This is a genomic window from Ferrimonas balearica (genome assembly GCF_019802085.1).
Classification (GTDB): domain Bacteria; phylum Pseudomonadota; class Gammaproteobacteria; order Enterobacterales; family Shewanellaceae; genus Ferrimonas; species Ferrimonas balearica_B.
This window is the reverse complement of sequence record NZ_JAHVHV010000002.1, coordinates 101,794-110,855: the sequence shown is the minus strand read 5'-3', so window position 1 is coordinate 110,855 and position 9,062 is coordinate 101,794. Positions and strand designations below refer to the sequence as shown.

16 protein-coding genes are annotated in these 9,062 nt (G+C 66.8%); 7 read left to right on the top strand and 9 right to left on the bottom strand.

Translation table 11 applies throughout. The annotated features are described in order from the left end of the window. Positions 1-45 precede the first annotated feature (45 nt). The 3 genes from KUV81_RS08680 to KUV81_RS08670 form a co-directional block, all read right to left on the bottom strand. The gene (locus KUV81_RS08680) at positions 46-462 is read right to left on the bottom strand and encodes a hypothetical protein (protein ID WP_222543473.1); all 417 of its coding nucleotides are present in this window, start codon (positions 460-462) and stop codon (positions 46-48) included. A 131-nt stretch (positions 463-593) separates the two neighbouring features. Further along, positions 594-749 carry a hypothetical protein gene (locus KUV81_RS08675; protein WP_222543472.1) on the bottom strand — a complete coding sequence of 52 codons (156 nt, stop codon included), beginning with the start codon at positions 747-749 and terminating at the stop codon, positions 594-596. A 126-nt stretch (positions 750-875) separates the two neighbouring features. Continuing rightward, positions 876-1,133: a hypothetical protein gene (locus KUV81_RS08670; protein WP_222543471.1), complete on the bottom strand. Its 258-nt coding sequence runs from the start codon at positions 1,131-1,133 to the stop codon at positions 876-878. A 160-nt stretch (positions 1,134-1,293) separates the two neighbouring features. On the opposite strand from KUV81_RS08670, the gene KUV81_RS08665 reads away from it, so the two are divergent. Genes KUV81_RS08665 through KUV81_RS08650 form a run of 4 tightly spaced genes read left to right on the top strand, consistent with a single transcriptional unit; the run spans position 1,294 to position 2,860 of the window. Then, positions 1,294-1,677, top strand: a complete 384-nt coding sequence (locus tag KUV81_RS08665; RefSeq protein ID WP_222543470.1) for a hypothetical protein — start codon at positions 1,294-1,296, stop codon at positions 1,675-1,677. Between the two features lie 55 nt (positions 1,678-1,732). Next, entirely contained in the window at positions 1,733-1,981 is a 249-nt protein-coding gene (locus tag KUV81_RS08660; RefSeq protein WP_222543469.1) for a VF530 family DNA-binding protein, read from the top strand. 11 nt (positions 1,982-1,992) lie between these two features. Continuing rightward, a complete protein-coding gene (locus KUV81_RS08655; protein ID WP_222543468.1) occupies positions 1,993-2,238 on the top strand; it encodes a DUF2960 domain-containing protein in 246 nt (81 codons plus the stop codon). Beyond that, entirely contained in the window at positions 2,228-2,860 is a 633-nt protein-coding gene (locus KUV81_RS08650; RefSeq protein WP_222543467.1) for a DsbA family protein, read from the top strand. The genes KUV81_RS08655 and KUV81_RS08650 overlap by 11 nt, the downstream gene beginning before the upstream one ends. Positions 2,861-2,867: 7 nt before the next feature. Here KUV81_RS08650 and KUV81_RS08645 read toward each other — a convergent pair whose 3' ends face one another. From KUV81_RS08645 to KUV81_RS08635, 3 genes are all read right to left on the bottom strand, one after another. Continuing rightward, on the bottom strand, positions 2,868-3,164 hold the full coding sequence (locus KUV81_RS08645; protein ID WP_222543466.1) for a hypothetical protein: 297 nt from the start codon (positions 3,162-3,164) through the stop codon (positions 2,868-2,870). An 89-nt stretch (positions 3,165-3,253) separates the two neighbouring features. Next, positions 3,254-4,123, bottom strand: a complete 870-nt coding sequence (locus tag KUV81_RS08640; RefSeq protein ID WP_222543465.1) for a DUF1684 domain-containing protein — start codon at positions 4,121-4,123, stop codon at positions 3,254-3,256. Between the two features lie 71 nt (positions 4,124-4,194). After that, positions 4,195-4,428: a DUF1289 domain-containing protein gene (locus tag KUV81_RS08635; RefSeq protein WP_222543464.1), complete on the bottom strand. Its 234-nt coding sequence runs from the start codon at positions 4,426-4,428 to the stop codon at positions 4,195-4,197. A 126-nt stretch (positions 4,429-4,554) separates the two neighbouring features. Between KUV81_RS08635 and KUV81_RS08630 the strand changes: the two genes are divergently transcribed. After that, positions 4,555-5,094, top strand: a complete 540-nt coding sequence (locus KUV81_RS08630; protein WP_222543463.1) for a DUF4136 domain-containing protein — start codon at positions 4,555-4,557, stop codon at positions 5,092-5,094. Here KUV81_RS08630 and KUV81_RS08625 read toward each other — a convergent pair. From KUV81_RS08625 to KUV81_RS08615, 3 genes are all read right to left on the bottom strand, one after another. Next, positions 5,068-5,268 (bottom strand): hypothetical protein, encoded by a 201-nt coding sequence (locus tag KUV81_RS08625; protein ID WP_222543462.1) that lies wholly within the window; start codon positions 5,266-5,268, stop codon positions 5,068-5,070. The genes KUV81_RS08630 and KUV81_RS08625 overlap by 27 nt on opposite strands. A 119-nt stretch (positions 5,269-5,387) precedes the next feature. Next, a complete protein-coding gene (locus KUV81_RS08620; protein WP_222543461.1) occupies positions 5,388-5,813 on the bottom strand; it encodes a DUF2780 domain-containing protein in 426 nt (141 codons plus the stop codon). A gap of 63 nt (positions 5,814-5,876) precedes the next feature. Next, positions 5,877-8,219, bottom strand: a complete 2,343-nt coding sequence (locus KUV81_RS08615) for a helicase-related protein (RefSeq protein ID WP_315900059.1) — start codon at positions 8,217-8,219, stop codon at positions 5,877-5,879. A 117-nt stretch (positions 8,220-8,336) separates the two neighbouring features. Between KUV81_RS08615 and KUV81_RS08610 the strand changes: the two genes are divergently transcribed. Next, positions 8,337-8,534: a hypothetical protein gene (locus KUV81_RS08610; protein ID WP_222543459.1), complete on the top strand. Its 198-nt coding sequence runs from the start codon at positions 8,337-8,339 to the stop codon at positions 8,532-8,534. Positions 8,535-8,618: 84 nt separating this feature from the next. Continuing rightward, entirely contained in the window at positions 8,619-9,029 is a 411-nt protein-coding gene (locus KUV81_RS08605; RefSeq protein ID WP_222543458.1) for a YccF domain-containing protein, read from the top strand. Positions 9,030-9,062: the final 33 nt, after the last annotated feature.

Below are 9,062 nucleotides of genomic sequence, written 5' to 3'. Positions count from 1 at the left end.
GCGTTTTTCTCCACCTTGCCCGCTCCCGGTGGCCCGCGCAAGGCGCTAGTGGCCGAGACGGGCGCCGCGGACGCTGTCCCGCATCTGGGCCAGGGGCAGCACCGCCGCGGTCAGGCGGTCGTAGCAGTTCTGGTAACAGAGGCTGCCGGTCAACGCCTCGCGGCGTCCGGGATCCCGGCGATCAAACCCGAGCTCAATGCCGAACTCCGCCAGCAATTCGCGCTCCAGGGGCAGGTGCTGATCCTCCACCACGTCGGCAAAGGCCAGTGCCATGGCGTTGAAATCCCGCACCGCACGGCCCACCTCGCCCTCCAGCGCCACCGCCTGGTGCATCTGGCCGTAGTAGTGCATAAACAGCGGCACGAACTCGCGGTAAAGACCCGGCTGGGCGCAGCCGTGCTCGACCAGGGCGCGGTCCAGGCACAGGGTGAGGGGATCCTGGGGCAGGGGGGAAATCGTCATGGCGGTACTCCAAGGCTCGATAACGTGGCCCCATCTTGGAGCAAGCGCGCCTCGGCGCCCGTGATCCAGATCAACAACGGCGCCGATCTGCCGAGCGGCGCACAGAATCACCAGCGGTTACAACAGCTTCTTTACTGACTGGCCCGGGCCCGCTTGCGCGGCCGGCGCTTGCGGGCGTGGTTGGGGATGGAGGTGACCGTCTTGTGTTTGCGTTTGCGCGGCAGCATCAAAAAAAGCACCGCGGCCACGGCGATAAGGAACAACAGGACTATGGTGAGCAGTTGCATACGCGCCTCTTGTCACTCGTCGATGAGTGTGACCAGCTTGCCACCGACCGGACCCCGTTACCCCGATCCGGATCAAACCCGGCCCTAATGTCAGTCTAGTTCAATGACCTGCGTCAACGCGCCGATTCACCCCTCCCGGCCGATCAGCCGCAGCAGGTAGCCGGCGTCCTCGTCCGCCAGCACCAGCTGCCACAGGGGCTCCGCCTCGCCACTTTCCCGGCTCAAGCGGGTTTGGCCCGGCCCCTGGGGAGTAAAGTCGAGCTGGGAAAGCGGGGCACTGAGTTCCCGGTCCGCCAACTCGACAAACAGGAAGCCACTGGGGTCGAGCTGGAATCGGCTGGGGCCGCTGTCGGCCAGGGTGAACTCTTTGCTGACGATGCTCATGCGCGCTCCTTGTGCGTCCATCCAAAGAGGAGGAGCCCCAAAGATAGTCCCTGCTCCGCCCCTCGCCAGCGAGACAACCCAAAAGCTGATCTGGCGCAAGAACGGCACCCGGCGTCGCCCTGTGCCATCCTCATATCAGCGCCATCCGCGGGAGGGGGTTATGAACAATCAGGAACGGCTTATCGAAGTGCTGCAGGCCAGCCAGGCCTGGATCCAGCACTTCAACTTTGGCGATCTGGATTACTGCGTCAGCCGCTATCAGGCCGACGCCACCCTGGTGGCCAAGCCCCTGGGCGAGTTTCACGGCCGCACCGACATCGACCACTTCTGGCGCCCCTTTGTGGCCTCCGGCGCCACGGACCTGGTCTACACCCAGATCTGGCTCAAGGAGATCGACGCTGACACCGTGCAGCTGGGCGCCCACTGGTCGATGAACGTCGGGCGCGGCATCATCACCCTGGAGGAGTGGGTGCGCACCGCCGACGGCCAGTGGTCCCTGTCCCGGGACGAGTTTGAGATCCTGGAGCGGTTCGAGCCCCTTTGACCCCGGACGTCAGATGGGGTATCAATGCGGGCCAATCACACCGCCGGACCTGCCCATGAGTCAATCCCAACCCAACAACCCCCTCCACGGGGTCACGCTGCAGAAGATGCTGGAGGTGCTGCACGCCACCTACGGCTGGGAAACCCTGGGCACCCTGATCCCGGTGCGCTGCTTCCAGTACGATCCCAGCATCAAATCGAGTCTTAAGTTCCTGCGGCGCACCCCCTGGGCCCGGGCCAAGGTGGAGGCCCTCTACCTGCAGACCCTCGACAAGCCCCTGACCTGGCCCTATCGCCCCCTGTAAACGAGCACACCATGGCACTGAAACTGCAATACACCTACCAAGGGCACACCAAGACCATTGGTTACGCCAACGACAAGCACCACAGCATGTTTGAAGCCGCCGCCGCGGCGGAGGGGCTGGATCTCAGTCGCTACCGGATGCTGGAGCAGCAGGTGGAGATGAGCACCCGGGACAAGCAGGCGCACCGGGACTTTCGCGACAACTACTTTCGCGAGTTGGGGTTTGACGAGATTAAGGTGATCCGGGATGAGACCTGACGGGCCGCTGCTGCTCTACGTGCACGACCCCATGTGCAGTTGGTGCTGGGGTTACCGGCCCACCTGGCAGCGCCTCAAGGCCCAACTGCCGCCGGGGCTGGCCCGGGCCAACCTGCTGGGGGGCCTGGCCCCGGACAGCGAGGTGCCCATGGCTGAACCGATGCGCCAGCAGCTACAGGGGATCTGGCAGCGCATCCAGGCCACCCTGGGCACCGAGTTCAACTTCGAGTTCTGGCAGCGTTGTCAGCCCCGACGCAGCACCTACCCCGCCTGCCGGGCGGTGCTGGCCGCAGCGGAGCAGGGCGCCGAGGAGGCGATGATCCTGGCCCTGCAACGGGCCTACTACCTGGACGCGCAGAACCCCTCGGACCAGGACACCCATAAATCGCTGGCCGACACCCTGGGGCTGGATCGGGCCCGCTTCGACCGGGCCTTGACCGCCCCTGGAACCGAACAGGCGCTGCAGGCCCAGGTGCAACTGGCCCGCCAGCTGCCGATCCAGGGGTTCCCCTCGCTGGTGCTCTGGCATCAGGGCTGGCACCCCCTGCCCCTGGACTACCGGGATCCGGCCCCCACCCTGGCGGCCATCCAGACCCTTCTGGCAACCCCGGCAAACGCCTGAGCCGGGGCTAGAGATCCCGCATCAGGGCGTCCAGCTCATCCTCTGCCTCGGCGATCAGCCGCTGCAAAGAGCGGGCGTCCTGGGGCTTGAGGTGCAACTGCCAACGCGGCTTGGCCCGCTCCTGGCAGGTCAGCCGGTACCCCTCGGGGCCCTCCGGCTCAAAGCGCAACTGGCCAAAGCGCCCATGCAGCGGCCGGGCAGCGTTCTCCAGCTCCACGTCGACTTCACCTAACGGATTGATATAGAAGCGGCTTCGCACCGCCTGGGGCGCCATTAAACGACAGGCATGAAGGTGTACGTACATCGGTTCCCTCCCCAGTTTGCCGTACCTGTATTGAGTATGGCAGCTGGGGGCATCCAGGGGGCCTGGAAGGCCCCGCTGTCACCGAAACGTCAATGATCCCGGGGCAACTGCTCCCCGGCGGCCACCTCGATGGCCAGGGGCGGATCCCAGAGCACGGGGCAGTTCCAGAAGGTGGAGTGGGCGCAGTAGAGGTTGACCGTGTAGTTGAAATCCAGGGTAAAGGGTTCGGCGGGCCCCGATGGCAGATCCACCAGCAGCTCCCGGCCGCCACCGTAAGTCTCATCGCCGTTGGTGCCGTCCTTGAACAGGAACACCAGGGCCTCCAGCGGCGCTTCCCCGGTGGGGTGGTAGGCCGACAGGCTCACCGACTCCCCCTGCCAGGGAAAGTGCACCTGACCCACCCGCACCAGCTGGTTCTTCAGCCCCCGGATGGTCTGGAAGGTCACGGTCTTGGGTTCGCCGGGCTCGAACCGGGCAGTCACCGCCGCTTCCGGGTTGTAGGGGTAGTAGCGGTAGCCTGGGAAATCCCGCACCCTGGGGTGGTTGGGATCCCGCACAAAGGCCCTCAGGCCCTCGTTATGCAGCCGCCCCACGGTCAGGAAGAGGCCTTCGGTCAGCGGCCACTCCTCCCCCACCGCCAGGGTCGCCTGGTGCTCCCCCAACTTCAGGGCCGCCACCGCCCCCTGATGGGTCAATCCCAGATCACCCTCGCTGGCTTCGTCGTGCCAGCGGATCCGCTCCGGCGACGCCTGGCTGTCCAGGTAGGCGCTTTGTCCCGGTGCCAGGTACATGGCATCCCGGATGTTCAAAAAGGAGGTTTTGGGATCTCGAGCCGAGCGGTTTTGCTCCTCCAGCCAGCTTTGCCAGCGCCCTTCGGCCGCCTGCTGCTGGGGCGTCAAGGAGGGCTGACAGCCCAGCAGGGCCGTCAGCAGAACAAGGGGAAGTGCGGTGCGGATCATGGATTGCCCAGGTTAACTAGATGTAACGCCAGAGTAACCGGAACGCCGGGGCGCAGCAACGCTGCCAGGGCTCACTCCTTGACCGCAAGCACCGCCTTTCGGGTGATGGGGTGAGTGGGGATGGCGTGGTAGTCCCTGTCCCGGTAGGTCTCGGCACGGTGGGCGATGCGGTCCAGGATCCCCTGACGCTCATCGTCGCTGCGTCGATTCCAGTTGGCGATCTCCTCCAGGGAGCGGTAGCAGCCCATGCAGATCTCCTGCTCATCCAGTTTGCAACAGCCCACGCAGGGCGACGACACCGACATCCCGGTCTCCCACACTTTCCAAAGGCCCTCAAAGTACTGGAGCTGAACCGGGCGGGCAACCGCCCTTGGCAGCATCGCCATCTTCTGCTTTGATGGGGACAGGCCCCCACTGCGAGTCACCGGACCATGAAGCACCTTGCCATCTTACTGAGCGCCCTAGTGATTTTTGGCTGCTCCAGCAACAGCGTCAGCCTGGATTACAACAGCCAGACCGATTTTAACGCCATCAATCGCTATGCGCTGCTGGCCCCGGATGAGGGGCTGGACCCCCTGATGGACAAGCGGATCCGCACCGCCATCGCGGAGCAGCTGGAGGCTAAGGGATGGCAAGCCCTGGCGGAGGGGGATGTGCAGCTCAGTGGGGATGCCGTGGCCATCGCCTACCAAGCCTGGCAGGAGACCCGCAGCCGGGATTCGGGCATGACCATCGGGGTGGGGGGCGGTCGCAGCAGCGGCAACAGCAGCATCGGCGGCAGCGTGGCGATCCCGGTGGGGGACAGCACCCGCAAGGTGCAGGTGATCCGCATCGACATGGTGCAAGCGGGCCAGCTCATCTGGCGAGCCAGCGACGACTTTAACGTCAGCGACCGGGACAGCCCGGAGAAGCGCAATGAACGCACCCAGGAGCTGGTGACCCGGCTACTGGCCCAGTTCCCGCCCCAGTAAGGCATCGGCCCTGGGGTGTTCACCCTCCCGGGGCCAGGGGTGGCGGTCCGATGGCGTGCCAACGCAGGCCGCCTCCCAGCGCACCCGGTGCTCCAGCGCCGCACCCGGCGCTTCCCCCTCCACCAGGTTGCCCCGCGCCACACACGCCAGCGCGCGTTCCAACATGATCTCCATACCCTCTCCCTGTTCACCCAAGTCCTCGGACAGACCCGGGCAGCCTAGCCGTCGAGGATGACCCTTCCATCACGCGGCGATAACGCGGCGATAACGCGGGGATGACGGTCACCGAGGATTCAGGGGATCCAGAGATCCGCCAGGGGGGCCACCAGATCCTCCCCGCCATGCTGATTGAGGTAATCCAGGATCACCGGGGCAAACTGGCTGACCGTGGTGGCGTCCAGCCCCAGGGCCTGGAACTGCTCCGCCACCTTGGCCATGGTGAGGTTGTCGTCCCCCAGCACGCTGCCCAGGCTCGACATCACCCCCCGACCCAGATCCGTGCTTTGGGCCAGGGCATCGGCTTCCGGCACCAGGGCGGTCAGTTGGGTCCAGTCGTCATGGTTAAGATCGTGCTGGGCGTAGGCCAATAAAGCGCCGGCGCCACCGCTGGCCTGGGCCGGCGTCACCCCCAGTTGCGTCACCAGGGAGTCCACCAGCCCGGCCCCCAAGGCGGGCACAGTGGCACAGAGAAACCACAGGGAAACCAAGAGTCTTAACACCTTCATCGCCGTCTTCGCTTATGGCAGCCGATCCCGACCTTCAAGTGTAGCCTCCCCGCGCCCCTAGCGGACGTCCACCACCCGACTGGCGCGTCGGTATTGCACCCGCCAACCGGGCCAGGCCGGCAGCTCCCAGCGTTTGGGATCCCCCTTGCGACCGCCCTCGGCGTACACCAGGGTCACCCGCTTGCCCCGGGGCTGGTATTCGACGTGAAGTTTCAGCTCCGCCAGCACCAAAAAGTGGGGGTAGCGGGCATCGAACTCCGCCCGCTGCCACTCCGGCACCCCCTCGAAGCGCAGATCCTCCGGCTCCAGCAGGGTCAAGTCGGCTTCGCTCTCCACCCCCAGGGCCGCCAATTCATCCGCTAGCCAGCGCTCGGCGACCACCGGCTCGCCCTCGGCCTCCCCCAGGGCCAGCCAGAGGGCCCAGGCGCGGGTATCCGCCAGCAAACGCTCACCGGCCGGCGCCAGCACCTTGCCGGCCAGGATCTGCTGCACCAGGGCGGTGCGAGCCTGAGCCCCCTCCGGCTGGGCCTGACGCACGGCGATCACCCGACCGGCGTAGACCCGCTCCAGGGTCACCTCCATCCCCTGCTCGCCCTGGGCCACCGCCCCCTGGCGCTCCTCCCCCAGCTCGGCGCTGGCCAGCTGCGCCAGGCTCAGTGGCAGCATGCAGGTGGCCAGGTTCAGCGTCTGCTTCACCCCGCGGCCCGGCAGGCTGTGCAGATCCAGCACCAGGGCCGCCTCGGCGGCATCGTCGAACCGACTCTCCCTGCCCGGCTGCACCTCCATCACCCCGTTGCCTAGGGCGTCGCGCCGTTTGGCCCGGCGAACAAAGGCCAGCTCCGGCATGGCCCTCAAGATCGCCGCCACCCAGGGCCCATAGGGCAGGTGCGAGCTGGCCGCCAGTTGGGGCAGGGCCAGGGCAGCACGGATCTGGTTGGCCAGCTGGCGCGCCTCCCGGCGCAGGGCGGGGTCAATCCCCAGCTCCTCCGGCGGATTCTGGCGCAGCAGGGTCACCAGGGTGAGGCCGTCACAGGGCAGGGGCTGCCAGGCTTTCAAGGCCCGCAGGGCGGTTTCGCCGCTGGGCAGGCGCCACAGCCGCTGCCCCAATGAGAGGGCCGCGGCCAAGTCCACCATCGCCTCCTGGCAGGGCTTGTCCGGCATGGCGGTAATGAGATGGGCAAACTGGGTGTCGATGGGCAGGGGAAACAGGGCTCGGCCATGCTCGGTGATCCCGCCCTCCTCATCCAGCGCCGCCATCACCGTCAGCCGTTCGCGGGCCAGCGCCAGGGATTTTTCCGGCAGGGGATCAACAAAGGCCAGGGTGTCCAGCTTGGCCCCTGCACAGGCGGCCGCCAGCATGGGCTCCACCAACTCCTCCCGCTGCAGCTCCGGCGGGGTCAGTGCTTCCAGGGGGGCGTGCTGGCCCCACAGCCGCAGGCAGAAACCGGGGGCGATGCGCCCGGCCCGTCCGGACCGCTGGGCCGCCGAGGCCTTGGAGATCCGCGCCAGACCGAGCACGGTCCGGCCGTTGCGTTGACGGGTGCGCCGCTCCAGTCCGGCGTCGATCACCACGGTCACCCCGGGGATGGTCAAGGAGGTCTCCGCCACATTGGTGGCCAGGATCACCCGACGCTGGGGCCCGGCGGTGAGCGCCTGGCGCTGCACCGGCTTGGGCACCGAGGCGTGCAGGGGCAGCACCAGGGCACGTTCTCCCAGGGCGGGCTTAAGGGCCGCCTCGCACTGACTGATCTCCCGCCGCCCGGGCAGGAACACCAGGATGTCGCCTTCACGCGCGTCGAACTGCTCGAGCACGGCGTCCCGCACCCGGGCCTCCAGCCCCCGCTCGTCCGGCAGGCTCTGGCTGTCCCGGGCCCGGTGGGCGATCTGCACCTCGAAGCGCCGCCCCTCGGCGTAGAGCCGCTCCCCCGCCAGGTACTGGGCCAGGCGAGCGCCGTCCACGGTGGCAGAGGTGAGCACCAGGCGGTGTTGGCCCCGGCCTTTGAGCAGGGCCAGCAGCAGGTCCGTATCCCAGCGCCGCTCGTGAAACTCATCGATGATCACCGTGCTGAAGCCGGCCAGGCCGTCTTCGCTGAGCCAGCGCAGGGCGATGCCGGGGGTGACAAAGGCCACCTGGGTCTGGTCGGTGACGTTGCTGTCAAAACGGATGGCGTAGCCCACCTCGGTCCCCAGCGGCGCCCCACTCTGCCCGGCCAGGTACTCCGCCAACGCGGTGCAGGCCACCCGACGCGGCTCCACCACCAGCACCCGTCCCCGTTCGGCCGCCCACAGGGGCAACCGGGTGGACTTGCCCGAGCCGGTGTCCGCCTCCACCACCAGGTGGGTGCGGTTCAGGGCCTCGAGATACCGGGGTTTGAGGGGATCGATGGGCAACGCAGTCACAGGGGCGTCCAGGGCAGGCAAACGGGGGAGTCATGGTAGCACGGGGCCAAGGGGCGCCCTCAAGTTAGGAGCGGGCCGGTCGATACCCTGTAACAGACGCCTCACAAGGAAGTATCGATGATCGTCAACGCCGCCCACAGCGCCTACCACTGGGTGATGCCCAAAGCCCTCTGCCCCGCCGACCACAGCCAGGATCCGCCCAAAGCGGTGGAGGAGGCCCTCAAACAGGTCGATCCGGTCAAAGCCGCCGCCACCCTGGCCGCCGAAGCCGGCAAGACCGCCTACCTGGGACGCAAACTGCTGGCGGTGGTCTGATGTTCACCGTCGGTTACGAAATTGTGCTCCCCCAATGGCGCCCATCTCACTATGCTGGTGGAATCGCAATCAAAGAGTAAGGTTATGGATCTTCTGCGCTTTATCGGTAATGTGCTGTGGCTGTTGTGGGGCGGTATCGCCATGGCCCTGGGTTGGGCCCTGGTCGGCGTGGTGATGGCGCTGAGCATCATCGGGATCCCCTTCGCCCGCAGCTGCTTCGTCATCGCCAAACTCTCCCTCTGGCCCTTCGGTCGGGACATCGCCAGCCGCCGGGTGGTCAACCGGGAAGAGGATATCGGCACCGGTGCCCTGGGCACCCTGGGTAACGTGATCTGGTTTATCGTGGCGGGTTTCTGGCTGGCCCTGGGCCATCTGTTTTTCGCCATCACCCTGATCTGCACCATCATCGGCATCCCCTTCGGCATGCAGCACGTCAAGCTGGCGATGCTGACGGTGGCCCCCATCGGCTACGCCGTGGTGGACGATGTCGACTGAGGTCACAGCCTGGCGGCCCGCCGCTTGTGGCCG

What these genes read in the sequence shown, in the direction of transcription:
- KUV81_RS08680 (WP_222543473.1), bottom strand. Translation starts at nt 462, where the DNA reads ATGACGATTTCCCCCCTGCCCCAGGATCCCCTCACCCTGTGCCTGGAC.
- KUV81_RS08675 (WP_222543472.1), bottom strand. Translation starts at nt 749, where the DNA reads ATGCAACTGCTCACCATAGTCCTGTTGTTCCTTATCGCCGTGGCCGCG.
- KUV81_RS08670 (WP_222543471.1), bottom strand. Translation starts at nt 1,133, where the DNA reads ATGAGCATCGTCAGCAAAGAGTTCACCCTGGCCGACAGCGGCCCCAGC.
- KUV81_RS08665 (WP_222543470.1), top strand. Translation starts at nt 1,294, where the DNA reads ATGAACAATCAGGAACGGCTTATCGAAGTGCTGCAGGCCAGCCAGGCC.
- KUV81_RS08660 (WP_222543469.1), top strand. Translation starts at nt 1,733, where the DNA reads ATGAGTCAATCCCAACCCAACAACCCCCTCCACGGGGTCACGCTGCAG.
- KUV81_RS08655 (WP_222543468.1), top strand. Translation starts at nt 1,993, where the DNA reads ATGGCACTGAAACTGCAATACACCTACCAAGGGCACACCAAGACCATT.
- KUV81_RS08650 (WP_222543467.1), top strand. Translation starts at nt 2,228, where the DNA reads ATGAGACCTGACGGGCCGCTGCTGCTCTACGTGCACGACCCCATGTGC.
- KUV81_RS08645 (WP_222543466.1), bottom strand. Translation starts at nt 3,164, where the DNA reads ATGTACGTACACCTTCATGCCTGTCGTTTAATGGCGCCCCAGGCGGTG.
- KUV81_RS08640 (WP_222543465.1), bottom strand. Translation starts at nt 4,123, where the DNA reads ATGATCCGCACCGCACTTCCCCTTGTTCTGCTGACGGCCCTGCTGGGC.
- KUV81_RS08635 (WP_222543464.1), bottom strand. Translation starts at nt 4,428, where the DNA reads ATGTCGGTGTCGTCGCCCTGCGTGGGCTGTTGCAAACTGGATGAGCAG.
- KUV81_RS08630 (WP_222543463.1), top strand. Translation starts at nt 4,555, where the DNA reads ATGAAGCACCTTGCCATCTTACTGAGCGCCCTAGTGATTTTTGGCTGC.
- KUV81_RS08625 (WP_222543462.1), bottom strand. Translation starts at nt 5,268, where the DNA reads ATGGAGATCATGTTGGAACGCGCGCTGGCGTGTGTGGCGCGGGGCAAC.
- KUV81_RS08610 (WP_222543459.1), top strand. Translation starts at nt 8,337, where the DNA reads ATGATCGTCAACGCCGCCCACAGCGCCTACCACTGGGTGATGCCCAAA.
- KUV81_RS08605 (WP_222543458.1), top strand. Translation starts at nt 8,619, where the DNA reads ATGGATCTTCTGCGCTTTATCGGTAATGTGCTGTGGCTGTTGTGGGGC.